Origin of the sequence: Streptomyces sp. XH2, assembly GCF_049725035.1 — a bacterium.
In the GTDB taxonomy this organism is placed as follows: domain Bacteria; phylum Actinomycetota; class Actinomycetes; order Streptomycetales; family Streptomycetaceae; genus Streptomyces; species Streptomyces roseoverticillatus.
The window spans coordinates 48,365-74,014 of sequence record NZ_JBMMMZ010000013.1 but is presented as its reverse complement, the minus strand read 5'-3'; the positions used below and the strand labels follow the sequence as shown (position 1 = coordinate 74,014).

The following is a 25,650-nucleotide window of genomic DNA, read 5'->3' as shown; positions in this document are numbered from 1 at the left end:
TCAAACCGCCCTCATCAGCAGGGTGGCGGCGATGAGCACCGCCGCACCGCCGAACATCGAGACCGCGTACGAACGGGCGTAGCCGTTCTGCAGCTTGCGCATCCGGCCCGACAGGCCGCCCACCGAGGCGGCGGTGCCGTTGACGACGCCGTCGACCAGGGTGTGGTCGACGTAGACCAGGCTGCGGGTGAGGTGCTCGCCGCCGCGGACCAGCACGACGTGGTTGAAGTCGTCCTGCAGCAGGTCCCGCCGGGCGGCCCGGGTGAGGAGGCTGCCGCGGGGGGCCGTGACGGGCACGGGCCGGCGCCCGTACTGCGCCCAGGCGATCGCCACGCCGATCACGAGCACGACCATGGTGGCGGCGGTGACGGTGAGGGCGCTGACGGGCGAGTGGCCCTCCTCGTGCCCGGTGACCGGCTCCAGCCACTTCAGGAAGGTGTCGTTGATGCTGAACAGGCCGCCGGCGAAGACCGATCCGAAGGCGAGCACGATCATCGGGACGGTCATCGTCCGCGGCGACTCGTGGGGGTGCGGGAGCTCGCCGTGATCGTCGGGCTGCCAGCGCTTCTCGCCGAAGAAGGTCAGCAGCATCACCCTGGTCATGTAGTACGCGGTGATGGCCGCGCCGAGCAGGGCCGCGCCTCCCAGGATCCAGCCCTCGGTGCCGCCCTTGGCGAAGGCGGCCTCAATGATCTTGTCCTTGGAGAAGAAGCCGGACAGCCCCGGGAAGCCGATGATGGCGAGGTAGCCGAGGCCGAAGGTGACGAACGTGACCGGCATGTAGGTCCGCAGGCCGCCGTAGCGGCGCATGTCGACCTCGTCGTTCATGCCGTGCATGACGGACCCGGCGCCGAGGAAGAGCCCGGCCTTGAAGAAGCCGTGGGTCACCAGGTGCATGATCGCGAAGACGTAGCCGACGGGGCCCAGCCCGGCGGCGAGGATCATGTACCCGATCTGGGACATGGTGGAGCCGGCCAGGGCCTTCTTGATGTCGTCCTTGGCGCAACCGACGATCGCACCGAAGAGGAGCGTGACCGCGCCGACCGTGACGACCGCCGTCTGTGCGTCCGGCGCCGCGTCGAAGATCGCTCCGGAGCGGGTGATCAGGTAGACGCCGGCGGTCACCATCGTCGCGGCGTGGATGAGGGCCGAGACCGGCGTCGGGCCCTCCATCGCGTCCCCGAGCCAGGACTGCAGCGGCACCTGGGCGGACTTGCCGCACGCGGCGAGCAGCAGCATCAGCGCCACGGCCGTCAGCCTGCCCTCCCCCGCGCCGGTCGCCCGCTCCAGGACGGGGTCGAAGGCGAAGGTGCCGAACGTGGTGAACAGCAGCATGATCGCGATCGACAGCCCCATGTCGCCGACGCGGTTGACCAGGAACGCCTTCTTGGCGGCGGTGGCCGCGCTCGGCTTGTGCTGCCAGAAGCCGATCAGCAGGTACGAGGCGAGGCCGACGCCCTCCCAGCCCACGTACAGGAGCAGGTAGTTGTCGGCGAGGACGAGCAGCAGCATCGCGGCGAGGAAGAGGTTGAGATAGCCGAAGAAGCGCCGCTTGCGCTCGTCGTGGGCCATGTAGCCCACCGAGTACAGGTGGATGAGCGAGCCCACGCCCGTGATCAGCAGGACGAAGGTCATCGACAGCTGGTCGAGGTGGAAGCCGACGTCCGCGCGGAAGCCGCCGACGGGCACCCACTGGAAGACCGTGACGTCCAGGGCGCGCTCCTCGCCGCTCTTGCCGAGCATGTCGGCGAAGAGCACGGCGCCGAGCGCGAAGGACACGGCCGCGAGCAGGGTGCCCAGCCAGGGGCCGCTCCGGTCGAGCCTGCGCCCGCCGCACAGCAGCACGCCCGCACCCAGCAGGGGCGCGAGGACGAGCAATCCGATGAGGTTCTCCACGTCAGCGTCCCCTTACAGCTTCAGCAGGCCGGCGTCGTCCACCGAGGCCGAGTGCCGGGAGCGGAAGATCGTCACGATGATGGCGAGGCCCACCACGACCTCGGCCGCGGCCACGACCATCGTGAAGAAGGCGATGATCTGGCCGTCGAGATTGCCGTGCAGCCGGGCGAAGGTGACGAACGCCAGGTTGCAGGCGTTCAGCATCAGCTCGACGCACATGAAGATGACGATCGCGTTCCGCCGGATGAGCACGCCGGCCGCCCCGATGGTGAACAACAGGGCCGCCAGGTAGAGGTAGTTGACCGGGTTCACTTGCCCGCCCCCTTCGCGTTCGCGTCGGCGTCCTCGCTGCGGCCGCGCTCCAGCCAGTCGCTGGAGCGCTGCTCCAGGGCCTTGAGGTCCTGGAGGGCCTCGCCCGAGACGTCGCGGACCTGGCCCCGGGCGCGCAGGGTGGGGCTGACGGTGAGGTCGGAGGCGGTGCCGTCGGGCAGGAGGCCGGGGATGTCCACGGCGTTGTGCCGGGCGTAGACGCCCGGGGCGGGAAGCGGGGTGATCTGATTGCCCTCGCGGACGCGCTGTTCGGCGCGCTCGCGCTGGGTCGCGGCGCGCTCGGTGCGCTCGCGGTGGGTGAGCACCATCGCGCCGACGGCCGCGGTGATCAGCAGGGCGCCGGTGATCTCGAACGCGAAGACGTACTTGGTGAAGACGAGGGCGGCGAGGCCCTCCACATTGCCGCCGGCGTTGGCCCGGCCGACGCCGTTCCACTCCTTCAGGGAGGCGTTGGCGATGCCGGCCATGAGCAGGATGCCGAAGCCGAGCACGCACAGCCCGGCCAGCCACCGCTGGCCCCTGATGGTCTCCTTGAGGGAGTCGGCGGCGGTGACGCCCACGAGCATGACGACGAAGAGGAAGAGCATCATGATCGCGCCGGTGTAGACGACGATCTGGACGACGCCCAGGAAGTAGGCGCCGTTGGCGAGGTAGAACACCGCCAGCACGATCATGGTGCCGGCGAGTGAGAGGGCGCTGTGCACGGCCTTCTTCATGAAGACGGCGCCCAGCGCCCCGAGGACGGCGACGACGGCCAGGATCCAGAACTGGACGGCCTCACCGGTCGAGGTCGTGGCGGCGGCCGAAGCCGCCAGGGAAGAGGCGTTCACGCGTCGGCCCCTTCCTCGTGCGGCTTCTCGCCCTTCGAGGTCGCGACCTGGCGGACCGTGCCCGGCGCGGCCTCCGTCACCAGCCCGCGGTAGTAGTCCTGTTCGGTCATGCCGGGGAAGATCGCGTGCGGCGAGTCGACCATGCCCTCCTCCAGGCCCGCGAGCAGCTCCTCCTTGGTGTAGATGAGCGACTCGCGGCTGCTGTCGGCCAGTTCGTACTCGTTGGTCATGGTGAGGGCGCGCGTGGGGCACGCCTCGACGCACAGGCCGCACAGGATGCAGCGGAGGTAGTTGATCTGGTAGACGCGGCCGTAGCGCTCGCCCGGCGAATAGCGCTCCTCGTCCTTGTTGTCCGCGCCCTCCACGTAGATGGCGTCGGCGGGGCAGGCCCAGGCGCACAGCTCGCAGCCGATGCACTTCTCCAGGCCGTCCGGGTGCCGGTTGAGCTGGTGGCGGCCGTGGAAGCGGGGGGCCGTCGGCTTCTTGTACTCCGGGTACTGCTCGGTCAGCCGCTTCTTGAACATGGCCTTGAAGGTCACGCCGAAGCCGGCCACGGGATTGCGGGGGGTGTCGCGGGACGCTTCGCCCCCGGGGTCGGTAGCCACTGCCGTCAGCCCTCCTTTCCGTCACGCACAGTATCGGGCCCACCACTGACAATGAGCTCTCCGTCACGGCGCGGTCGGCGGCGCGGCACCGGCGGCGGCGTCTGCCCGGGCAGCGGCGGCACGGGGAATCCGCCGCCCGTCGGGTCGAACTCCCGCTCCGGCGCGGCCTCCCCGTCCCCCTGGCCGCGCTCGCCCTTGCGGAAGATGTCCGCGACGAAGGAGAGCAGCAGGACCGCCACGACGGCGCCGCCGACGTACAGCACGATCCGCTGGAAGTCGTAGTTCTCGTTCCGCAGCGCCCGCACCGAGGCGACGAGCATCAGCCACACCATCGAGACCGGGATAAGGACCTTCCACCCCAGCTTCATGAACTGGTCGTAGCGCAGCCGCGGCAGCGTGCCGCGCAGCCAGATGAAGAAGAACAGCAGCAGCTGCAGCTTGATCACGAACCACAGGAGCGGCCACCAGCCGTGGTTCGCGCCCTCCCAGAACGCCGAGACCGGGTAGGGGGCGCGCCAGCCGCCGAGGAACAGCGTCACGGCCACCGCCGAGACGGTGACCATGTTGACGTACTCGGCCAGCATGAACATCGCGAACTTGATGGAGGAGTACTCGGTGTTGAAACCGCCGACCAGGTCGCCCTCGGACTCCGGCAGGTCGAACGGCGCCCGGTTGGTCTCCCCCACCATCGCCACGATGTAGACGAGGAAGGACACCGGCAGCAGCAGCACGTACCAGCGGTCGTGCTGGGCCTCCACGATCGCCGAGGTCGACATCGACCCGGAGTAGAGGAAGACGGCGGCGAAGGAGACGCCCATCGCGATCTCGTACGAGATCATCTGGGCGCACGAGCGCAGGCCGCCCAGCAGCGGGTACGTCGAGCCGGACGACCAGCCCGCGAGCACGATGCCGTAGATGCCGACCGAGGCCGTGGCGAGGATGTAGAGCACGCCGATCGGCAGGTCCGTCAGCTGCATCGTGGTGCGGTGCCCGAAGACGGAGATCTCGTTGCCGGCGGGGCCGAAGGGGATCACGGCGATCGCCATGAACGCGGGGACGGCCGCCACGACGGGGGCCAGCAGGTAGACCGCCTTGTCCGCCCGCTTGACGATCACGTCCTCTTTCAGCATCAGCTTGATGCCGTCCGCGAGGGACTGCAGCATGCCCCACGGGCCGTGCCGGTTGGGGCCGATCCGCAGCTGCATCCACGCGACGACCTTGCGTTCCCAGACGATCGAGAACAGCACGGTCAGCATGACGAACGCGAAGCAGAAGACCGCCTTGACGACGATCAGCCACCACGGGTCCCGGCCGAACACCGACAGGTCCCCGGCGGCCAGCTCGCTCAGGCGGTAAGCCTCCACAGTCTTCACTACCGCGCCTCCGGTGTCCCGGTCCCGGTGCCCTCACCGGAATCCGCCCCGATCCGTACGAGCTCGCCGGGGCGCGCGCCCGTGTCCCCGGCGACACCGCCGCCCGCCGAGTTCAGCGGCAGCCACACCACGCGGTCCGGCATGGCCGTCACGCGCAGCGGCAGCCGTACCGTTCCGGCGGGGCCCGTCACCGCCAGCACCTCTCCGTCGCGCACGCCCGCCTCGGCGGCGGTCGCGGGCGACAGGCGGGCGAGCGCCGCGTGCCGCGTGCCGGCGAGGGCGTCGTCGCCGTCCTGCAGGCGGCCCCGGTCCAGCAGCATCCGGTGGCCCGCGAGGACCGCCTCGCCCGCGCCCGGCTGCGGCAGCGGCCGGGCGGTCTCCGCCGGGTCCGCGGCGTGCTCCCCGTCCCACGGGCCGAGGCGGCGCAGCTCCGCGCGCACGGCGTCGGTGTCGGGCAGGCCGAGGCCGATGCCCATGGCGTCGGCCAGCATGTGCAGCACGCGGGCGTCGGCGGGCACGTGGCGGCGCGGCAGCTGGTCGGGCTTGATCGCGACCCCGAACGGCCGGGCCCGGCCCTCCCAGTTGAGGAACGTGCCCGCCTTCTCGGCGACGGCCGCCACCGGCAGGACGACGTCCGCCCGGTCGGACACCTCGCTCGGCCGCTGCTCCAGGCTGACCAGGAAGCCGACGGCGTCCAGGGCCTCCCGCGCGCGGGCCGGGTCGGGCAGGTCCGCGACCTCGACGCCGCCCACGAGCAGGGCACCCAGCTCGCCCCGCGCGGCCGCCTCCACGATCTGGCCGGTGTCCCGGCCGGGGCTGCGCGGCAGGCCGGACACGCCCCAGGCGGCCGCGGTCTCCTCGCGCGCCCGCGGGTCGGTGGCCGGGCGGCCGCCGGGCAGCAGCCCCGGCAGGGCCCCCGCCTCGACCGCGCCGCGCTCGCCGGCCCGGCGCGGGATCCACACCAGCCGCGCGCCGGTCGCCGAAGCCGCGGCGACGGCGGCCGTCAGCGCGCCGGGCACGCCCGCGAGCCGCTCGCCGACGACGATCACGGCCCCGTCGGCGCGCAGGGCGTCGCCCGCGGCCTGCCCCGGGGCGTCCAGGCCGGCCGCGTCGGCCAGCGCCCGCAGCCACGCGGTCTCGGTGCCGGGCGCGGCCGGCAGCAGCGTGCCCCCGGCCTTCTCCAGACCACGGGTGGCGACCGCGCCGAGCGCGAAGACGCGCTGCCCGTGCTTGCGCCAGGCCTTGCGCAGCCTCAGGAAGACGCCGGGCGCCTCCTCCTCCGCCTCGAAGCCCACGAGCAGCACCGCCGGGGCCTTCTCCAGCGCCGCGTACGTCACCCCGCTGCCGTCGAGATCCCGGCCCCGGCCCGCCACGCGGGCGGCCAGGAAGTCGGCCTCCTCACCGCTGTGCACCCGGGCCCGGAAGTCGACGTCGTGCGTGTCGAGCGCCACGCGCGCGAACTTGGCGTACGCGTACGCGTCCTCGACCGTCAGCCGGCCGCCGGTCAGGACGCCCGCCCTGCCGCGCGCCGCCGCCAGCCCGCGCCCCGCGGCCTCCAGCGCCTCCGGCCAGCTCGCGGGCGCGAGCACGCCGTCCGCGTTCCGCACGAGCGGGTGGGCGAAGCGCTCCGGCCGCTGCGCGTAGCGGAACGCGAAGCGGCCCTTGTCGCACACCCACTCCTCGTTGACCTCCGGGTCGTCGGCGGCCAGGCGGCGCATCACCTTGCCGCGCCGGTGGTCCGTGCGCAGCGCGCAGCCGCCCGCGCAGTGCTCGCACACCGCCGGCGACGACACCAGGTCGAAGGGGCGCGAGCGGAAGCGGTACGCCGCCGAGGTCAGCGCCCCCACCGGGCAGATCTGGATGGTGTTGCCCGAGAAGTACGACTCGAAGGGCACGCCCTCGCCCGTGCCGACCTGCTGCAGCGCACCGCGCTCCAGCAGCTCGATCATCGGGTCGCCCGCGATCTGCTGCGAGAAACGGGTGCAGCGCGCGCACAGCACGCACCGCTCGCGGTCCAGCAGCACCTGCGGGGAGATGGGCACCGGCTTCTCGAAGGTCCGCTTGCGGCCCTCGAAGCGGCTGTCCGCCTGCCCCGCCGTCATCGCCTGGTTCTGCAGGGGGCACTCGCCGCCCTTGTCGCAGACCGGGCAGTCCAGCGGGTGGTTGATCAGCAGCAGCTCCATCACGCCGCGCTGCGCCTTCTCCGCGACGGGCGAGGTCAGCTGCGTCCGGACGACCATGCCGTCGGTGCAGGTGATGGTGCAGGACGCCATCGGCTTGCGCTGGCCCTCCACCTCCACGATGCACTGCCGGCAGGCGCCGGCCGGATCGAGCAGCGGATGGTCGCAGAAGCGGGGGATCTCGATGCCCAGCAGCTCCGCGGCGCGGATGACCAGCGTCCCCTTGGGGACGGAGATCGCGGCGCCGTCGATGGTGAGGGAGACGAGGTCCTCCGGCGGCGGCTCGACGCCCCCTCCTCCGGAGGGGGCAGACGTCGTGACCGTCACGCGTTCACCTCCAGGGGGAAGTTCTGCGGGCCGTCGGCCCACAGGGTCGACTTCGACGGGTCGAAGGGGCAGCCCTTGCCCGTGATGTGCTGCTCGTACTCCGCGCGGAAGTGCTGCAGCGAGGAGAGGATGGGCGCCGCGGCGCCGTCGCCGAGGGCGCAGAAGGACTTGCCGTTGATGTTGTCGGAGATGTCGGCGAGCTTGTCGAGGTCGGCCTTGCGGCCCTTGCCGGCCTCGATGTCGCGCAGCAGCTGGACGAGCCAGTACGTGCCCTCGCGGCAGGGCGTGCACTTCCCGCACGACTCGTGCGCGTAGAACTCCGTCCAGCGGGTGACCGCGCGCACCACGCACGTCGTCTCGTCGAAGCACTGCAGCGACTTGGTGCCCAGCAGCGAGCCGGCCGCACCCACGCTGTCGAAGTCCAGCGGCACGTCGAGGTGTTCGGGGGTGAACATGGGGCTGGACGAGCCGCCCGGCGTCCAGAACTTCAGCCGGTGGCCGCGCCGCATGCCGCCGCTCATGTCGAGCAGCTGGCGCAGCGTGATGCCCATGGGGCCCTCGTACTGGCCGGGGTTCGCGACGTGCCCGGAGAGCGAGTAGAGCGTGAAGCCGGGGCACTTGTCGGTGCCCATCGAGCGGAACCACTCCTTGCCCCGGTGGAGGATCGCGGGAACCGACGCGATGGACTCGACGTTGTTCACGACAGTGGGGCAGGCGTAGAGGCCGGCGACCGCGGGGAAGGGGGGCCGGAGCCGGGGCTGGCCGCGGCGGCCTTCGAGCGAGTCGAGGAGGGCGGTCTCCTCGCCGCAGATGTACGCGCCCGCGCCCGCGTGCACGGTCAGCTCCAGGTCCAGCCCGGAGCCGAGGACGTTCGTGCCGAGGTAGCCCGCGGCGTAGGCCTCGCGCACGGCCTCGTGCAGCCGGCGCAGCACGGGGACGACCTCGCCGCGCAGGTAGATGAAGGCCCGGTTGGAGCGGATCGCGTGGCAGGCGATCACGATGCCCTCGATGAGGGTGTGCGGCGCGGCGAAGAGCAGCGGGATGTCCTTGCAGGCGCCCGGCTCGGACTCGTCCGCGTTGACCACGAGGTAGTGCGGCTTGCCGTCGCCCTGCGGGATGAACTGCCACTTCATGCCCGTCGGGAAGCCCGCGCCGCCGCGGCCGCGCAGGCCCGAGTCCTTCACATAGGAGATCACGTCGTCGGGGGCCATCGCGAGGGCCTTGCGCGCGCCCTGGTAGCCGTCGTGGCGCAGGTAGGTCTCCAGCGTCCACGAGCGCGGCTCGTCCCAGAACGCGGAGAGCACGGGGGCGAGCAGCTTCTCCGGGCTCGTCTCCCCCATCGCTGGTGCCATGGTCATCCCTCCCCCTCCTCGTGGTGCGGTGCGGGGCCCTCGTCCTGTGCCGGAGCGCTGCGGGGCGGGCCGACGCGGGGCGCGTGCTCGCCCTTGGCCAGCCGCAGCCCCGCCAGGGAGGCCGGGCCCGCGCCGCCGCTCGCCTCGACCGCGCCGGGGCGGGGGTCGGAGAAGCCCGCGAGGATCCGGGAGGTCTCCCGGAAGGTGCAGAGCGGGGCGCCGCGGGTCGGCTCGGCGGGGCGGCCCGCGCGCAGCTCGTCGACGAGGGCCTTGGCGCTCTCGACGGTCTGGTTGTCGAAGAACTCCCAGTTGACCATCACGACGGGCGCGAAGTCGCAGGCGGCGTTGCACTCGACGTGCTCAAGGGTGATCTTGCCGTCGGGGGTGGTGCCGCCGTTGTCGACGCCGAGGTGCCGGCGCAGGCCCTCGAAGATCGCGTCGCCGCCCATGACCGCGCACAGGGTGTTGGTGCACACCCCCACCTGGTACTCGCCGCCCGGCTCGCGCCGGTACATCGTGTAGAAGGTGGCGACCGCCGTGACCTCGGCGATGGTCAGGCCGAGCACCTCGGCGCAGAAGCGCATGCCGGTCCGGGTGACGTGCCCCTCCTCGGCCTGGACGAGGTGGAGCAGCGGCAGCAGGGCGCTCCGGCTGTCGGGGTAGCGGTCGATCACCTCCTTCGCGTCGGCCGCCAGCCGCTCCCGCACCTCCGCGGGATAGTCCGGCGCGGGGAGCGAAGGCATCCCCAGCTGTACGTCATGGCTCACCGGTCGACGCCTCCCATCACGGGATCGATGGACGCCACCGCGACGATCACGTCGGCCACCTGGCCGCCCTCGCACATCGCCGCCATGGACTGCAGGTTGGTGAAGGACGGATCGCGGAAGTGGACGCGGTACGGGCGCGTGCCGCCGTCGCTGACGACGTGCACGCCCAGCTCGCCCTTGGGCGACTCGACCGCGGCGTAGACCTGGCCGGGCGGCACCCGGAAGCCCTCCGTGACCAGCTTGAAGTGGTGGATCAGGGCCTCCATGGAGGTGCCCATGATCTTCTTGATGTGGTCGAGGGAGTTGCCGAGGCCGTCGGGGCCGAGGGCCAGCTGCGCGGGCCAGGCGATCTTCTTGTCCGCGACCATGACCGGGCCGGGCGCCAGCCGGTCCAGGCACTGCTCGATGATCCGCAGGGACTGGTGCATCTCCTCGATGCGGATGAGGAAGCGCCCGTACGCGTCGCAGGTGTCGGCGGTCGGCACCTCGAAGTCGTAGGTGTCGTAGCCGCAGTACGGCTGGGACTTGCGCAGGTCGTGCGGGAGGCCCGTGGCCCGCAGGATGGGACCGGTCGCGCCGAGGGCCATGCAGCCGGCCAGGTCGAGGTGGCCGATGTCCTGGAGGCGGCCCTTGAAGATCGGGTTGCCGGTGGCGAGCTTGTCGTACTCCGGCAGGTTCTTGCGCATCTTCTTCACGAAGGCGCGCACCTGGTCCACGGCGCCGGGCGGCAGGTCCTGCGCGAGGCCGCCGGGGCGGACGTAGGCGTGGTTCATGCGCAGGCCGGTGATCAGCTCGTAGATGTCGAGGACGAGCTCGCGGTCCCGGAAGCCGTAGATCATGATCGTGGTGGCGCCGAGCTCCATGCCGCCGGTGGCGATGCACACCAGGTGCGAGGAGATTCGGTTCAGCTCCATCAGCAGGACGCGGATGACCGAGGCGCGGTCGGGGATCTGGTCCTCGATGCCCAGCAGCTTCTCCACGCCCAGGCAGTACGCCGCCTCGTTGAAGAACGGGGTCAGGTAGTCCATGCGCGTGACGAAGGTGGTGCCCTGCGTCCACGTCCGGTATTCGAGGTTCTTCTCGATGCCGGTGTGGAGGTAGCCGATGCCGCAGCGGGCCTCGGTGACGGTCTCGCCGTCGATCTCCAGGATCAGGCGGAGCACTCCGTGGGTGGACGGGTGCTGCGGGCCCATGTTGACGATGATGCGCTCGTCGTCGGCCTGTTTCGCCTCTGCCGCCAGCTCGTCCCAGTCGCCGCCGGTGACGGTGTAGACGGTGCCTTCCGTGGTCTCGCGCGGGCTTGCCTGTGATGCGCTCATCAGCTGTACGACCTCCGCTCGTCCGGAGCCGGGATCCGGGCGCCCTTGTACTCGACGGGGATGCCGCCGAGGGGGTAGTCCTTGCGCTGCGGGAAGCCCTGCCAGTCGTCCGGCATCATGATCCGCGTGAGCGCGGGGTGGCCGTCGAAGACGAGGCCGAAGAAGTCGTAGGTCTCGCGCTCGTGCCAGTCGTTGGTGGGGTAGACGTCCACGAGCGACGGCAGGTGCGGGTCGTCGTCGGGGACGCTCACCTCCAGCCGGATCAGCCGGTTGTGGGTGATCGAGCGCAGGTGGTAGACCGCGTGCAGCTCGCGGCCCTTGTCCCCGGGGAAGTGCACTCCGCTCACGCCCGTGCACAGCTCGAAGCGGAGCGCGGGGTCGTCGCGGAGGGTGCGGGCGACGCGCGGGAGGTGCTCGCGGGCGATGTGGAACGTGAGCTCGCCGCGGTCGACGACGGTCTTCTCGACGGCGCTCTCCGGGAGGAGGCCCTGCTCCTCCAGGGCGCCCTCCAGCTCGTCCGCCACCTCGTCGAAGTAGCCGCCGTAGGGGCGGGTGGCCTCGCCCGGCAGCCGTACGGTGCGCACCAGGCCGCCGTAGCCGGAGGTGTCGCCGCCGTTGCGGGCACCGAACATGCCGCGCTGGACGCGGATCTCCTCGCCGTGCTCGCCGCGCTGGCCCGGGAGGTTCTGGGCGTTCAGGTCCTTGTCGGGGTTCACGCCGTTGGCGTTCGGCTCGCCGCCGGCCGCGGGTCCGCTCATCGCAGCAGCCCCTTCATCTCGATCAGGGGCAGGGCCTTCAGGGCGGCGTCCTCCGCCTCGCGCTCGGCCTTCTCGCGGTGCGGCCCGAGCTTCTCGCCCTGGATCTTCTTGTGCAGCTTCAAGATCGCGTCCATCAGCATCTCGGGGCGCGGCGGGCAGCCGGGCAGGTAGATGTCGACCGGCACGATGTGGTCGACGCCCTGGACGATCGCGTAGTTGTTGAACATGCCTCCGCTGGAGGCGCAGACACCCATGGAGATCACCCACTTCGGGTTGGGCATCTGGTCGTAGACCTGGCGCAGGACGGGGGCCATCTTCTGGCTGACCCGGCCGGCGACGATCATCAGATCGGCCTGGCGGGGCGAGCCGCGGAAGACCTCCATGCCGAAGCGGGCCAGGTCGTAGCGGCCGGCGCCGGTGGTCATCATCTCGATGGCGCAGCAGGCCAGGCCGAAGGTCGCCGGGAAGACGGACGACTTGCGGACCCAGCCGGCGGCCTGTTCGACGGTGGTCAGCGCGAAGCCGCTGGGCAGCTTCTCCTCGAGTCCCATGTGGTGCCCCCTAGTCCCATTCCAGGCCGCCGCGGCGCCAGACATAGGCGTAGGCGACGAAGACGGTGAGCACGAAGAGCAGCATCTCCACGAGCCCGAACAGACCCAGGGCGTCGAAGGTGACGGCCCAGGGGTAGAGGAAGACGATCTCGATGTCGAAGACGATGAAGAGCATCGCCGTCAGGTAGTACTTGATCGGGAAGCGCCCGCCGCCCGCGGGCTGCGGGGTGGGCTCGATACCGCACTCGTAGGCCTCGAGCTTGGCGCGGTTGTACCTCTTGGGCCCGACGATCGAGGCCATGACCACGGAGAAGATCGCGAAGCCTGCCCCGAGGGCTCCCAGTACGAGGATGGGCGCGTAGGCGTTCACCGCTCCTCGCTCCTTCCAGTCGACGCTGACTGCCGGCTCAACCAACCCGGCCGGGCGGACCGCCCCTGCGGGCCACCGGAGATCACCGCGAAGATCGCCGATATGTGAGGCAGTTCACAAGCCCGGGTCGATTGCATCCTATGCCCGTCGGTCTGTGATCTGCGACACGGGGTACACACCCGCGTTTGTGATCTCCACCACCTGACGAACGATCACCAAGTCGGATGAGCGGCGATCTTCGTACACGAAGCGCACAAGTGATCACGAGGGGTGACATTCGGCCGCCCTGCACCTGGTCGGAGGGGTGGTGCACTATCAAGAAGCACGCCGTGCGGGCAAATTGGCACGGGCCGCCGTCAACTGATATGGGGCGGCCTCCTGCTGACCCGGCATCGCCCGCGGCGCACTCCTGGTGCCTTCGTTCACGAGAGCCCGCACGGGGCGGCCGGGACGTGAGCTGCGCCACGCGCCAGGAGGTTCGCGGGCTGGATTTCGTGGGTAGCCTCGACACGCGAGCCGTGATGGTGATATGACCATCGCCGATCATGACCGGTGGCCAAAACCCCATGCTGAGGCGGCTGATAGGGGTTCACGGGCGATCGATCACCGTGATGTTCCCGTGATCAAATGCCCGAATTCTGAGTGTGCACACGTCAATTGTGACGCACGTCACCTTTATTGAACTCAACCTGCGCGGACTGATAGTCCGTTGTCCCATGTCCCCCAACGCGCACATAACCAGCCACCGGAAGCCCCGTCGTACGGCCACCCAGTCGTGGGTCGTCCGCACTGGTGTTGCCGGTGGCGTCCTCAGCACCCTGGCCGTGGCCGGCGCCGGTTCCGCCACCGCCGCCGAGAAGCCCGTCGAGGCGACCGTCGAGATGCCCGCGGTCAACGCGGCCCTGGCCACGTCCATCGCGCAGAGCGCGGCGGCCACCCAGCAGACGTCCTTCGACTTCCAGGACCGCGCGCAGCAGGACGAGGCGACCAGCAAGGTCGAGGCCGCCGCCAAGAAGGCCGCTGACGAGGCCGAGCGCAAGGCGGAGGCGGAGCGCAAGGCCGCCGCCGCCAAGGAGAAGCGCGAGAAGGAGGAGGCCGAGCGCGCCTCCCGCGCCACCGAGCGCACGAGCCTCAGCACCAAGTCCGCCGCCCAGACCTCCGAGGACGCGGCCACGGCCGCCTCGTCCTCCTCCAAGGGCGCCACGGGCTCCACCTCCACCCTGGTGTCCTTCCTGGAGGCCCAGCTCGGCAAGGCGTACGTGATGGGCTCCACCGGCCCGTCCTCCTACGACTGCTCCGGCCTGGTCCAGGCCGCCTACAACCAGATCGGCATCAGCCTGCCGCGCGTCTCGCAGGACCAGTCGACGGCCGGCACCGCGGTCTCGCTGAGCAACCTGCAGGTCGGCGACATCCTGTACTGGGGCCCCGCGGGCAGCGCGTACCACGTGGCCGTGTACGTCGGCGGCGGCAAGTTCATCGGCGCGCAGAACCCGAGCACGGGCATCGTCGAGCGCAACATGAACTACGACCCGCCCACCGGCGCGGTCCGCGTCCTGTAACCCAGGACGCCGGAAGACGTACGAAGGGCCGCCGTCCCACCGCTCGGGACGGCGGCCCTTCGGCATGCCCGCCGGCGGCCGTGTCCCCCGCACGGCCCGCGGCGCGGCTGCCGGCCGGACGCCCTGCGACCCCCGTCACCCACAGGACGCGTCCCCGGCCTCCCCCGTACCGGAACGGGCACTCCGAGCCGCTGGAGAAGCGCCCGTCCCGGTATGTGAAGTCTGCAAGCACCGTCACCGGCGGGACAAAGCCCTTCGGCGGGAGCCGAATCCGGACGCGCGCGGGGTCCCGGGCGAATCCGCGCGAAGCCCTGCGCGGAGGTTCCCCGCGCGGGCGCCGTCGCGCTACCGTCGGTCGTCGTGCTCCGCATCCACTTCGGCCCGGACGACCTCGGCAGGGTGCGCCTCACGCCCGGCCCGGACCCCCTGGCGGAGGCGGCGCTGAGCCTGCCCGTGCTGCAGAACCGCTGGATGGGCGGGATCGCCCTCGACGGCTGGCGGCAGCGCACCCAGCGCGGCCTGAGCCCCCTCATGCGGCCCCTGCTGGAGCTCGCCCCGGCGGACATGGGCGAGTACCTCCCGGAGGCGTTCCTGCACGCCGAGGACGGCGCCACCACGCTCGGGGAGAGCCTGGAGTCCGTGTGGGCCCTGCCGCAGAAGGTCTGGACGGCCGAGCTGGAGTGCGCGCTGGACCACCGCCCCGTGCCACAGTGGTTCGGCGACCTGCACACCGCCGACCGGCCGGCCGCCCGCACCGTCGACCAGGCCTTCCGCTCGTACTACGACACGGCCCTCGCGCCCTACTGGTCGCAGGTGACCGCCTGCGTGCGGGCCGACCGCACGCGCCGCATCCGCACCGCCGCGGAGCAGGGCGTCGAGCACCTCCTGGCCACCCTGCACCCCACGGTGCGCTGGGAGTCGCCCGTGCTGCACGTGCCCTGCATGCACAACGAGGGCTTCCACCGGGACTTCCACGACGTGCACCTGGCGGGCCGGGGCCTGACCCTCACGCCCTCGTTCTTCTGGCCGCACCCCACGGCGCGGGCCCACAGCGCGGACGACGAGGCGCCCATCGACCTCTGCTACCCCGTCGCCCTCGACCTCACCGCCTACCAGACGGTGCTCACCGGCCCCGCCGGGAGCGGCTCCGGAGACCTCGCGCGGCTGACCGCACTGCTCGGGCGCACCCGCGCCCGCGTGCTGGACGCGGCGGCGGACGGCGGCAGCACCGCGCAGCTCGCCCGCCGCGCCGGGGTCTCCCCGGCCTCGGCGAGCGAGCACGCGACCGTGCTGCGGGAAGCGGGGCTGCTGACCACCCGCCGCAACGGGCCGTCCGTGCACCACACGCTGACGCCGCTGGGGCTGGCGCTGCTGAACGGAGTGGCGTAGTTCTCCACAGGGGATCTCCGCAGGGATCTCCATAGGACATCTCCGCAGGGGATCTCCATAGGGGCTCGCCACAGGGCCCTTGCCGGGTGGCCCGTTCCCGGAAGTCACCCGAAGGACGGACCCCCCGTCACGCCTTCGGCGCCACCTTGCTCAGGCCGTTGATGATGCGGTCCATCGCGTCGCCGCCCGTCGGGTCCGTGAGGTTCGCCAGCATCTTCAGCGTGAACTTCATCAGCAGCGGGTGCGTCAGGCCGTGCTGGGCACCGATCTTCATGATCTTCGGGTTGCCGATGAGCTTCACGAACGCCCGGCCGAGCGTGTAGTAGCCGCCGTAGGTGTCCTTGAGGACCTTCGGGTAGCGCTGCAGGGCCAGCTCGCGCTGCGCGTACGAGGCGCGCGCGTGCGCCTGCACGATGACGTCCGCGGCGATCTGCCCGGACTCCATGGCGTACGCGATGCCCTCGCCGTTGAACGGGTTCACGAGCCCGCCGGCGTCGCCGACCAGCAGCAGGCCGCGCGTGTAGTGCGGCTGGCGGTTGAAGGCCATGGGGAGGGCGGCGCCGCGGATCGGGCCGGTCATGTTCTCCGGGGTGTAGCCCCAGTCCTCGGGCATCGAGGCGCACCAGGCCTTGAGGACCTCGCGCCAGTCCAGCTCCTTGAAGGACTCCGAGGTGTTGAGGACGCCGAGGCCGACGTTGCTCGTGCCGTCGCCCATGCCGAAGATCCAGCCGTAGCCGGGCAGCAGCCGGTCCTTCGGGCCGCGCCGGTCCCACAGCTCCAGCCAGGACTCCAGGTAGTCGTCCTCGTGGCGCGGGGAGGTGAAGTACGTCCGCACGGCGACGCCCATCGGGCGGTCCTCGCGGCGGTGCAGGCCCATGCCCAGCGAGAGCCGGGAGGAGTTGCCGTCGGCGGCGACGACGAGCGGGGCGCGGAAGGTGACCGGCGTCTTCTCCTCGCCGAGCTTCGCCTCGACGCCCACGATGCGGCCCGTGCGGTCGTCGATGACGGGGGCGCCCACGTTGCAGCGCTCGTACATCCGGGCGCCGGCCTTCACCGCGTTGCGGGCCAGCTGCTCGTCGAAGTCGTCGCGCTTGCGGACCAGTCCGTAGTCCGGGAAGGACGCGAGGTCCGGCCAGTCGAGCTGCAGCCGGACGCCGCCGCCGATGATGCGCAGGCCCTTGTTGCGCAGCCAGCCCGCCTCCTCGGAGATGTCGATGCCCATCGACACGAGCTGCTTGGTGGCGCGCGGGGTCAGGCCGTCGCCGCACACCTTCTCGCGCGGGAACGCCGTCTTCTCCAGCAGGAGGACGTCCAGTCCGGCCTTGGCGAGGTAGTACGCGGTGGTCGACCCGGCCGGGCCGGCCCCGACGACGATCACATCCGCGGAGTGTTCGGTATCGGTCACGGTCGGCTCTCCCGGTTCGGCTGAGGACTGGTCACCCGAGTCTATGAGCCGCCCGCCCGCCCCCGGGTGGGGGCCACCCATGCCCCGCGGAGCTTCAGCCGGAAGCCCGCGAGCCGGCCTGCCAGGAGCCGAGCGCGGTGTCGAAGGGCTTCCGGGTCGCGTCCCCCTCGTCCCGGCCGGCGAACATGATGGCGTACTCGGTGCCCGAGGCGTCCACGTACGCCTGGTTGTAGGCGTGCATGGTGCGGCCGGTGGACTTCTCGGTCCAGGTCCACTCCCACAGGGCGCCCGGCCGGCCCTGGAAGGTGTTCCGCGTCATCGACACGCGCCGGTAGCCGTTCTGCCCCTCCCCGCCCTTCTCCAGCTCCTGGAAGTGCTCGTACGGCGCCTGCTTCGTGTCGCGCACGATGCCGATCCGCAGGTGCTCGGGGCCGGTGCTGCCCGTGTAGTCGATCTGGCCGCTCCCCTTGTCCTCCCGGCGCCATCCCTTGGGCACCGCGAGCGCGAACCCCTCCGGAGCGGTCACCTTCTCGTAGCCGCCGGGAACGGGCTCCGCGGACTCCGGGCCGGACGCCGACGGGGAGGCGGACACGGACTCGGAAGGCGACGGCGACGCGGAGGCCGGCGCGGAGGCGGACGGAGACCCGGACGGCGACGCGGACGCGGAGGGCGACGGGCCGGCCGGCGCGCTCGGCGCCGCCGGGGGCGCGGCCTGTGCGGCGGGCGTCTCGTCGTCGACGCCGAGGGTGTGCTGCTTGCCGCCGTCCTTCTTGCCGTTCGACAGCAGCACGCCGCCCACCACGGCCCCGCCGAGCACGCAGACGGCCAGCCCGACCCCCACCCACTTGAGCACGCCGGAACGGCGGGGGGCGGCGGGGAACCCGTAGGCGTTGAACTGCCCGGGAGCGGCCCCCGCGTGCGTCCGCGGCCGCCCGCACTTCATGCAGAAGTGCGCCTCCTCCCGGACGAACGGGGTACCGCAGTGAAGACAGACAGGCATGAGGCGCTCCGGGGCTCGGGACGGTCGTGCGGAGGCGGACGATCTTGATCGTATCGACCGTGGGCGCCCTGCCCATGACAAACCGTCGAAGGCCGGCGGGGCCCCGGAGCGGGCCCCGCCGGTCACCCCCGGAGGGGAGGGCTCAGCCCGCCGCCCTGGTCCCCCGGTGCAGGGCGACGACGCCACCGGTCAGGTTGCGCCACGCGACCTTCGACCAGCCCGCCTCCTGCAGCAGCCCGGCGAGCGCCGGCTGGTCCGGCCAGGCGCGGATCGACTCGGCGAGGTACACGTACGCGTCGGGGCTGCTGCTGACGGCCCGCGCGACGGGCGGCAGGGCGCGCATCAGGTACTCGCTGTAGACCGTGCGGAACGGCGCCCAGGTGGGCGTCGAGAACTCGCAGATCACCACGCGGCCGCCGGGGCGGGTGACCCGCAGCATCTCGCGCAGCGCCGCACCGGTGTCCTGCACGTTGCGCAGCCCGAAGGAGATCGTGACGGCGTCGAACACGCCGTCCGCGAAGGGCAGGCGCGTCGCGTCGCCGGCGGTCAGCGGCATCCAGGGGTTGCGCTTCTTGCCCTCGCGCAGCATGCCGACGGAGAAGTCGCAGGGGACGACGTACGCCCCGTCGACGACGAACGGCAGCGACGAGGTGCCCGTGCCGGCCGCGAGGTCCAGCACCTTCTCCCCCGGGCGGGCGTCGACGGCCCGGGCGACGGCCTTGCGCCACAGACGGGCCTGGCCGAGCGACAGCACGTCGTTGGTGAGGTCGTATTTGGCCGCCACGTCGTCGAACATCGCGGCGACTTCGTGCGGCTGCTTGTCCAGGGATGCTCGGGTCACGCCCCCATTGTTCACCCCCGGGGCGGGCGGGAACGCAGAGGGGCGGGAGGCTTGGTCGGGGACGGCCCGCCCGGGAAGGACCGGCCGTCCTGCGGTGCCGACTGCGCTCGTCCCGGGAGCCCCCGCTCCCCGGGACCGCCGGACCCCCCGCCCGGCGTTGCGCGCCCTTGCGGCCCGGCGTGCCGAAACCGTTGCCAGGGCCCTCCACAGTGACACCGCGGGACGCCCGTAGCGGCCGTCCCCGCGTCACTCATCCTGCCCCGCGGAACGGACCGCGGCCCTCCGCATTGACGGTGCCCTGATGTGCGGCACGGCCGTCCTTACGGATCACTGACGGGCCGCGTCCGCCGCATCCGCTCAGCGGCTCCGGTACACCAGCCGGCCGGCGAGCACCGTCGCGACGCACGTGGCCGCGCCCGCCTTCAGCAGGGCGGCCTCGTCGGGCACGTCGAAGACGGCGAAGTCGGCCGGTCCGCCGACGGCGAGGGGCGCTTCGACCGAACCGGGCAGGTCCCTGCCCTCTTGCAAGGGGTCGAGATCCGGCTCGCCGGTCAGGATCCCCGGCGCGAGCAGGGCCGGCACGACCCGCAGCCCCGACCGGGCCACGGCCGCCGACACCACGGGGTCCTTGAAGCCGCCCATCGCGGCCACCGCCGTCGTGCCGTGCCGCAGCATCTGCTGCAGCCCTCGCCGGACACTGCCCGCCCTGCGGGTCTCGGTCATCTCCAGCGCCGCCCGCCGCTCGCCGGTGAGCGGGCGGTCCCCGAGCTGGTCGTACTCGCGCGGATCCGGGTAGTAGGCCTCGCTCAGCAGCCGCACCGCGTGCCACTGCCGCAGCCCGGGCGTCAGCACCCCCGGCCAGCGCCGCACGCGCGCCTGCGGGAAGGCCGCGGCCACGTCCTCGTACGGGCCGACGGCCGCGACCGTGTCACCGTCCACGGCCACGGCGCCGCCGGGCACGGGAGCCGCGCCCGGGGCGGCGGTCAGCAGCAGGCCGGCCGTGTGCAGCGTCAGCACGGCGGCGTCAGCCCGCGTCGATGAGCTTCAGCTCGGGGTGCGCCGTGCCGCCCTCGATCGCCGTCGACGACAGGTGCGAGACGACGCGGTCGTCGACCGGGTCGTTCGCCGGGTCGTCGTGCACGACCAGGTGCTCGTACGTCGTGGCGCGCTGCGCCGGGACCCGGCCCGCCTTGCGGATCAGGTCGATGAGCTCCATGCGGTTGGAGCGGTGCTTGGCGCCGGCCGAGGAGACGACGTTCTCCTCCAGCATCACCGAGCCCAGGTCGTCCGCGCCGTAGTGCAGCGACAGCTGGCCCGCCTCCTTGCCGACGGTCAGCCAGGAGCCCTGGATGTGGGCGACGTTGTCGAGGAAGAGCCGGGCGACGGCGATCATCCGCAGGTACTCGAAGACGGTCGCCTGCGTACGGCCCTTCAGCACGTTGTTCTGCGGCTGGTAGGTGTACGGGATGAAGGCGCGGAAGCCGCCCGTGCGGTCCTGCACGTCACGGATCATGCGCAGGTGCTCGATGCGCTCGGCGTTCGTCTCGCCGGTGCCCATGAGCATGGTGGAGGTCGACTCGACACCCAGGGTGTGCGCCAGCTCCATGATCTCCAGCCAGCGCTCGCCGGACTCCTTCAGCGGCGCGATGGCCTTGCGCGGCCGCGCCGGCAGGAGTTCGGCGCCGGCGCCCGCGAAGGAGTCCAGGCCGGCGGCGTGGATGCGGCGGATCGCCTCCTCGGCGCTCACGCCGGAGATCCGCGACATGTGCTCCACCTCGGACGCGCCGAGGGAGTGGATCACCAGCTGCGGGAACTCCTTCTTGATGGCCGAGAAGTGCTCCTCGTAGTACTCCACGCCGTAGTCCGGGTGGTGGCCGCCCTGGAACATGATCTGCGTGCCGCCGAGCTCCACGGTCTCCGCGCAGCGGCGCAGGATGTCGTCGAGGGGGCGCGTCCAGACCTTGTCGCTCTTCGGCGGGGCGTAGAAGGCGCAGAACTTGCACGCCGTGACGCACGAGTTCGTGTAGTTGATGTTGCGCTCGATGATGTACGTGGCGATGTGCTCGATGCCCGCGTAGCGGCGGCGCCGGGCGGCGTCCGCGGCGGCTCCCAGGGCGTGCAGCGGAGCGTGCCGGTAGAGGTCGAGCGCCTCCTCCGGGGTGATGCGGCCACCGGCGGCGGCACGGTCGAGGACCGCGGTCACATCCATGGGCGTGAGTTCGGCCTTCTCGCTCACCGGGGCGTCCCTTCGGAGGGGGTTTGACACGACCGTCAGCCTACGCCAGGGCCCTGACGGGCCGGGGGGTGGGCGGTCAACCGGTGCGGGCGAGCGTCGCGGTGGGTCTGCCGCCCCCGGCGTCGTCGGAAGCGAAGCGGATCTTCCCGTCCGGGGCGAGCCGGTAGGTGACCGTGGCGGTCGCGCTCGTGCAGAGGGCACCCCGCTCCCCGTCCGTGCTCTCCTCCAGCACGAGCCGGTCGGCGGTCGAGGAGAGGAGCTTCGCCTTGCTGTGGCACTGCACGGTCCCGAGCACGTCATAGGTCGTACGGATCACGTAGTCGCCCTTGCCGCCGCCGGCGATCACGCTGGACATGGTGCCGTTGGCGAGGCCGTTGCCCGTGACGACACTGCCGCTCCAGGTGCCGGTGAAGCCCGGCGGCACGGCAGCCGGCCCGGCGTCCGGGCGGGCGGAGCGCGTGGCGGCCGGAGGCTCCTCGCCACCGCCGCCGGACGGAGGGATCACGCCGAACAGGTAGAGCAGGACGGCCGCCGGCACCGCCGGCAGGAGCACTGCACCGGCCAGTACCCGCCCCCGGCGGAACCGGCGCGCCCCGCCCGCCTCCGCAGGCGCTCTCTCCTCAGGCACACCCGCCTCTGCAGGCGCAGCCGCCTCCGTCGCAGGCCCGCCGTCCGCGGCCCCCGGCGGCGCGAGTGTGCCCGCTGCGCCCGGCTGCACCGCGGGCGCGCCGCGCCGCACGGGCGGCACGGCCTCCGGGCGCGGCCCGTACTCTCCCGGCGGCGCCCCCGGCGCGGTCGCTTCCAGGGCCAGCAGTTCCACCGCCCGGTGGGCCGCCTCCTCGACGAGGCTTCCCGGCAGCCAGCCCGCGCCCGCCGGGGCGTCCGCGCCGTCCGGGGCCAGAGCGGCGGCGATCTCCCGCGGGGCGGGCCGCGCCGCCGGGTCCTTGGCCAGGCAGGACTCCACCAGGGAGCGCAGGCCGCCCGCCAGGGCGGGCCCGAGGACCGGCGCCTCGTGGACGACCTTGTAGAGCAGGACCGCCGCGTTGTCGCCGGGGAACGGCGGCCCGCCCGTCGCCGCGTAGGCGAGCACCGCCCCGAGGGAGAAGACGTCCGCGGCCCCCGTCACCGCGTGCCCGAGGATCTGTTCCGGCGCCATGTAGCCCGGCGAGCCGACGGAGACGCCGGTCGCGGTCAGTGACGCCGTGCCCTCCGTGGCCCGGGCGATGCCGAAGTCGATCAGCCGGGGCCCGTCGACGGCGAGCAGCACGTTGGACGGCTTGACGTCGCGGTGGACCAGGCCGAGCGCGTGGACGGCCGCGAGGGCCTGCGCGAGCCCCGCTCCGAGGGCCCGTACGGTCCGCTCCGGCTGGGGCCCGGTGGCGAGGACGGCCTCGGTGAGGGACGGGCCGGCCACGTAGCCCGTGGCGACCCAGGGCAGCGGGGCGTCCGGGTCGGCGTCCAGGACGGGCGCGGTCCACGCCCCGCCCACGCGGCGGGCCGCGGCCACCTCGCGTCGAAAACGCGCGCGAAATTGGTCATCCAGGGCAAAATGGGGATGCACCACCTTGACGGCCACGGTGCGGCCGCCGGCGCTGCGACCCAGGTACACCCTTCCCATACCGCCCGCGCCCAGCCGCCCCAGCAGCCGGTACACGCCGATGACCTGCGGGTCTTCCGCCTGCAAGGGCTCCATCGGGCCTTTCGCCTCCCCCGGCGGGGGCCTGCGGACCCCGGTCTCGGCCTATGACTCAATTCACGGGGTGCCTCAGGAACCCCCCAGGGCGGTTTCCCCATCCACACGGACGGAACAAACCGCCATGTCCTTCGGGGCAGCAGCAACGTCCGGAGCGACGCGATGACGCACCAGCAACAAGGGATCTGCCGGTCCTGCGGCCACCCCTGCGGCCACGGCCGCGGATCCCGTGGCAAGAAATGGACGATCATCGTGGCGTCCATAGCCGTGGTGGGCCTCATAGCCGCCGGCATCCTGAACTACTTCAAGATCGGCCCGTTCTCGGACAAGGGCAAGCCGGTCAGCTTCGGCCAGGAGCAGCCGGGCAACGGCGGCGGCCAGGCCGGCGGCGCGAACGCCGCGAAGCCGGACTCCCCGGTGCTGATGCCGACGGGCCCGGCGGCCGAGTTCAAGAACACCAGCACCCTCTCCGACGGCACCCAGGTGGCCGTGACCACCCTGGACGGCAAGAAGTCCGGCTTCAAGGGCAAGGTGTGGGTCTGGGCGCCCAAGGCGTACAAGGACCCGAAGTTCAAGGACCACGGTTTCCCGGTCCTGATCGCGCTCCCGGGCGGCCCCGGCTTCCCGAACAACTACTGGATGGACGACGGGGGCCTGCACCTCGAGTCGTCCGTCACCAAGTGGTACAACGAGGGCAAGGGCAAGCCGTTCATCCTGGCGATGCCGGTCCTCAACCCGCAGCCGGACACCGGCGGCCTCTACTGGGACGGCAGTGACATCCCGGGCCAGCCGAAGATGGGCACCTGGCTGACCGAGGACGTCCCGGACCTGATCAAGGCCAACTTCCGCACGGTGAAGTCGCGCGACGGCTGGGCGTTCATGGGCTCCTCCTCCGGCGCCTTCGCGGGCCTGAAGGCCGTCCTGAAGCACCCGGACAAGTTCAAGGCCGTGATCGCGTCCGGCCCGGACATCGTCCCGGACTCGCGGCTGTGGAACGGCCACGAGAAGGAGAAGGCCGAGAACAACCCCGAGGTGCTGGCCAAGCAGCTGATCGCCGCGAACAAGCCCGGGACCGACGTCTACCTCGCGTTCCAGTACGGGACGAAGGAGTCCAGCGTCATCCCGCACGTGGACAAGTTCATCGCCACCTACGGCAACAAGGGCCCGGTCCACACCCGCCTGCAGAAGATCGAGGGCGGCAAGCACAACGCCGTGACCTACATCCAGGGCATGGACATGGGCAGCATGCAGTGGATCAGCGAGCAGATGGTGGGCCCCGTCGCCCCGTAGGCCCGCTGCGGTTCGTTCCTGCCCGGAGCCCTGATCCCCTCCCCGGGGGTCAGGGCTCCAGCAGTTCCACCCGCACGTCGGCCGGGAAGCCGGTCGTGGGGCCCGTGCGGCGGGCGAACTCGGTCACGCCCGCGAGCTGCTCCGGCCCGAAGCGGAAGTCCAGCGTCGTGAAGTAGCGCTCCAGCAGCCCGGCGTCGAAGGCCTCCCACCGCGCCGCCTGCTCGGCCACCTTCGCGACCTCCTCCAGGGACACGTCCCGGGACGCGAGGAAGGCCTCGTGGACCTTGGCGACGATCTCCGGCTCGCGCGCCAGGTAGTCCTTGCGCACGGCCCACACCGCGAAGACGAACGGCAGGCCCGTCCAGTCCTTCCACATCCGCCCGAGGTCGTGGACCGCAAGGCCCAGCCGCGGGGCGTCGTGCAGGGAGGCCCGCAGCGCCGCGTCGCCGATCAGCACGGCGGCGTCCGCCTCGCGCATCATCAGGCCCAGGTCCGGCGGGCAGGTGTAGTAGTCCGGGCGCACGCCGTACTGGTCCGCCAGCAGGAGCTGCGCCAGGCGCACGGACGTACGAGAGGTGGACCCCAGCGCGACGCGGGCGCCGTCCAGCTCGCTCAGCGGCACCTGCGAGACGATCACGCAGGACATCACCGGGCCGTCGCAGCCGACGGCGATGTCCTTGAGGGCGACCAGGTCGTCCGCGTTGCGCAGGAACTCGACGAGGGTGACCGGGGCGATGTCCAGCTCGCCCTCGATCAGCTGCCGGCTGAGCTTCTCGGGGGTGTCCTTGGTCAGGTCCAGGTCCAGCAGGCTGCCCGTGCGGGCGAGGCCCCAGTAGAGGGGCAGGCAGTTCAGGAACTGGATGTGACCCACGCGCGGACGGCTGCGCCGAAGGTCACCTGCGGGAGAGCCGGCATCGGGGTCGGTCGTTACGGCCGAGGCTGAAATGTCCACATCGGGAGGCTAGTCCCGGACCGCCGGACCGATGGGGCCGGGGGGTGCTCCGGCCGGGTGCCCGACCGGGGATCTTTTCCGTCCGGAACACCGGGAAAACCATCCGACAGCGTGATCTTCAACTCCTTCCGCGAGAGAACCTCGCGTGCTAGGCTCGCCGCAAGTTGCAGTTTGGTTTCCCTTGCAGTACAGAGCCTGCGGAGCATGTGACCCGCAGGCTTTTGTAGTTTTCAGACTTCTCGCAGGTTCTGGAGCAGGGCAACCCTTTGGGCCCAAGGAGGGCTTTATGGCTACCGGAACCGTGAAGTGGTTCAACGCTGAAAAGGGCTTTGGCTTCATCGCCCAGGACGGCGGGGGCCCCGACGTCTTCGTTCACTACTCCGCGATCAACGCCTCTGGCTTCCGCTCCCTCGAGGAGAACCAGCAGGTCAACTTCGACGTCACGCAGGGCCCGAAGGGCCCGCAGGCGGAGAACGTCACCCCGGTCTGATCTTCGGATCCTCCGGTGTGACGCCTCGACCGATCGCGGTCGACGCGCCGTACCCAAGGAGCCCGGCCTTCCGCTTCGGCGGAGGTGCCGGGCTCCTGCCTTTTCCCGATCGTTCATGAACTCTTAGCGACTTCTTA

The 25,650-nt window shown here is 71.7% G+C and carries 23 protein-coding genes; 4 read left to right on the top strand and 19 right to left on the bottom strand.

Annotated elements, in window-relative coordinates; all coding sequences use genetic code 11:
- Genes nuoL through ACOTKD_RS25775 form a run of 12 tightly spaced genes read right to left on the bottom strand, consistent with a single transcriptional unit; the run spans position 1 to position 12,658 of the window.
- Positions 1–1,896 carry an NADH-quinone oxidoreductase subunit L gene (gene nuoL / locus ACOTKD_RS25830; protein ID WP_424891405.1) on the bottom strand — a complete coding sequence of 632 codons (1,896 nt, stop codon included), beginning with the start codon at positions 1,894–1,896 and terminating at the stop codon, positions 1–3.
- 12 nt (positions 1,897–1,908) lie between these two features.
- Entirely contained in the window at positions 1,909–2,208 is a 300-nt protein-coding gene (nuoK, locus tag ACOTKD_RS25825; RefSeq protein WP_030368474.1) for an NADH-quinone oxidoreductase subunit NuoK, read from the bottom strand.
- Positions 2,205–3,041 (bottom strand): NADH-quinone oxidoreductase subunit J, encoded by an 837-nt coding sequence (locus tag ACOTKD_RS25820; protein ID WP_424891589.1) that lies wholly within the window; start codon positions 3,039–3,041, stop codon positions 2,205–2,207. Before ACOTKD_RS25820 ends, nuoK begins: the two co-directional genes overlap by 4 nt.
- 11 nt (positions 3,042–3,052) lie before the next feature.
- A complete protein-coding gene (gene nuoI / locus ACOTKD_RS25815) occupies positions 3,053–3,661 on the bottom strand; it encodes an NADH-quinone oxidoreductase subunit NuoI (protein WP_424891404.1) in 609 nt (202 codons plus the stop codon).
- Positions 3,662–3,666: 5 nt separating this feature from the next.
- Positions 3,667–5,034 carry an NADH-quinone oxidoreductase subunit NuoH gene (gene nuoH, locus ACOTKD_RS25810; RefSeq protein ID WP_424891403.1) on the bottom strand — a complete coding sequence of 456 codons (1,368 nt, stop codon included), beginning with the start codon at positions 5,032–5,034 and terminating at the stop codon, positions 3,667–3,669.
- The gene (locus ACOTKD_RS25805) at positions 5,034–7,541 is read right to left on the bottom strand and encodes an NADH-quinone oxidoreductase subunit G (RefSeq protein WP_424891402.1); all 2,508 of its coding nucleotides are present in this window, start codon (positions 7,539–7,541) and stop codon (positions 5,034–5,036) included. Before ACOTKD_RS25805 ends, nuoH begins: the two co-directional genes overlap by 1 nt.
- Positions 7,538–8,899, bottom strand: coding sequence for an NADH-quinone oxidoreductase subunit NuoF (gene nuoF, locus ACOTKD_RS25800; RefSeq protein ID WP_424891401.1), 1,362 nt, complete (start codon positions 8,897–8,899; stop codon positions 7,538–7,540). The genes ACOTKD_RS25805 and nuoF overlap by 4 nt, the downstream gene beginning before the upstream one ends.
- Positions 8,896–9,636, bottom strand: coding sequence for an NADH-quinone oxidoreductase subunit NuoE (gene nuoE / locus ACOTKD_RS25795; RefSeq protein WP_424891588.1), 741 nt, complete (start codon positions 9,634–9,636; stop codon positions 8,896–8,898). The genes nuoF and nuoE overlap by 4 nt, the downstream gene beginning before the upstream one ends.
- Positions 9,637–9,656: 20 nt before the next feature.
- Entirely contained in the window at positions 9,657–10,979 is a 1,323-nt protein-coding gene (locus ACOTKD_RS25790) for an NADH-quinone oxidoreductase subunit D (protein ID WP_424891400.1), read from the bottom strand.
- Complete coding sequence (locus ACOTKD_RS25785) at positions 10,979–11,737, bottom strand: NADH-quinone oxidoreductase subunit C (RefSeq protein WP_424891399.1); 759 nt, start codon at positions 11,735–11,737, stop codon at positions 10,979–10,981. The genes ACOTKD_RS25790 and ACOTKD_RS25785 overlap by 1 nt, the downstream gene beginning before the upstream one ends.
- Entirely contained in the window at positions 11,734–12,288 is a 555-nt protein-coding gene (locus ACOTKD_RS25780) for a NuoB/complex I 20 kDa subunit family protein (RefSeq protein WP_030368483.1), read from the bottom strand. The genes ACOTKD_RS25785 and ACOTKD_RS25780 overlap by 4 nt, the downstream gene beginning before the upstream one ends.
- A 10-nt stretch (positions 12,289–12,298) precedes the next feature.
- Positions 12,299–12,658 carry an NADH-quinone oxidoreductase subunit A gene (locus tag ACOTKD_RS25775; RefSeq protein WP_030368484.1) on the bottom strand — a complete coding sequence of 120 codons (360 nt, stop codon included), beginning with the start codon at positions 12,656–12,658 and terminating at the stop codon, positions 12,299–12,301.
- A 716-nt stretch (positions 12,659–13,374) separates the two neighbouring features.
- Between ACOTKD_RS25775 and ACOTKD_RS25770 the strand changes: the two genes are divergently transcribed.
- Together ACOTKD_RS25770 and ACOTKD_RS25765 are read left to right on the top strand one after the other, a co-directional pair.
- Positions 13,375–14,217: a C40 family peptidase gene (locus tag ACOTKD_RS25770; RefSeq protein ID WP_424891398.1), complete on the top strand. Its 843-nt coding sequence runs from the start codon at positions 13,375–13,377 to the stop codon at positions 14,215–14,217.
- Between the two features lie 360 nt (positions 14,218–14,577).
- The gene (locus tag ACOTKD_RS25765; RefSeq protein WP_424891397.1) at positions 14,578–15,606 is read left to right on the top strand and encodes an ArsR/SmtB family transcription factor; all 1,029 of its coding nucleotides are present in this window, start codon (positions 14,578–14,580) and stop codon (positions 15,604–15,606) included.
- A 127-nt stretch (positions 15,607–15,733) separates the two neighbouring features.
- Here the strand turns inward: ACOTKD_RS25765 and ACOTKD_RS25760 are convergent, their stop codons facing one another.
- The 6 genes from ACOTKD_RS25760 to ACOTKD_RS25735 form a co-directional block, all read right to left on the bottom strand.
- Entirely contained in the window at positions 15,734–17,011 is a 1,278-nt protein-coding gene (locus tag ACOTKD_RS25760) for a geranylgeranyl reductase family protein (protein WP_424891396.1), read from the bottom strand.
- A 94-nt stretch (positions 17,012–17,105) separates the two neighbouring features.
- Positions 17,106–18,011 (bottom strand): hypothetical protein, encoded by a 906-nt coding sequence (locus tag ACOTKD_RS25755; protein WP_424891395.1) that lies wholly within the window; start codon positions 18,009–18,011, stop codon positions 17,106–17,108.
- Between the two features lie 142 nt (positions 18,012–18,153).
- Positions 18,154–18,852: a demethylmenaquinone methyltransferase gene (locus tag ACOTKD_RS25750; RefSeq protein WP_424891394.1), complete on the bottom strand. Its 699-nt coding sequence runs from the start codon at positions 18,850–18,852 to the stop codon at positions 18,154–18,156.
- A gap of 357 nt (positions 18,853–19,209) precedes the next feature.
- Positions 19,210–19,869, bottom strand: coding sequence for an amidohydrolase family protein (locus ACOTKD_RS25745; protein ID WP_424891393.1), 660 nt, complete (start codon positions 19,867–19,869; stop codon positions 19,210–19,212).
- Positions 19,870–19,876: 7 nt separating this feature from the next.
- The gene (gene mqnC, locus ACOTKD_RS25740; protein WP_169748841.1) at positions 19,877–21,061 is read right to left on the bottom strand and encodes a cyclic dehypoxanthinyl futalosine synthase; all 1,185 of its coding nucleotides are present in this window, start codon (positions 21,059–21,061) and stop codon (positions 19,877–19,879) included.
- A 103-nt stretch (positions 21,062–21,164) separates the two neighbouring features.
- Positions 21,165–22,781 carry a protein kinase domain-containing protein gene (locus ACOTKD_RS25735; RefSeq protein ID WP_424891392.1) on the bottom strand — a complete coding sequence of 539 codons (1,617 nt, stop codon included), beginning with the start codon at positions 22,779–22,781 and terminating at the stop codon, positions 21,165–21,167.
- Between the two features lie 261 nt (positions 22,782–23,042).
- Here ACOTKD_RS25735 and ACOTKD_RS25730 point away from each other — a divergent pair, with 261 nt between their 5' ends.
- The gene (locus ACOTKD_RS25730; RefSeq protein ID WP_424891587.1) at positions 23,043–24,071 is read left to right on the top strand and encodes an alpha/beta hydrolase; all 1,029 of its coding nucleotides are present in this window, start codon (positions 23,043–23,045) and stop codon (positions 24,069–24,071) included.
- Between the two features lie 49 nt (positions 24,072–24,120).
- Here ACOTKD_RS25730 and ACOTKD_RS25725 read toward each other — a convergent pair whose 3' ends face one another.
- A complete protein-coding gene (locus ACOTKD_RS25725) occupies positions 24,121–25,017 on the bottom strand; it encodes a menaquinone biosynthetic enzyme MqnA/MqnD family protein (protein ID WP_424891586.1) in 897 nt (298 codons plus the stop codon).
- A gap of 292 nt (positions 25,018–25,309) precedes the next feature.
- On the opposite strand from ACOTKD_RS25725, the gene ACOTKD_RS25720 reads away from it, so the two are divergent.
- Complete coding sequence (locus ACOTKD_RS25720) at positions 25,310–25,513, top strand: cold-shock protein (protein ID WP_003984261.1); 204 nt, start codon at positions 25,310–25,312, stop codon at positions 25,511–25,513.
- The last annotated feature ends 137 nt before the right edge of the window (positions 25,514–25,650 follow it).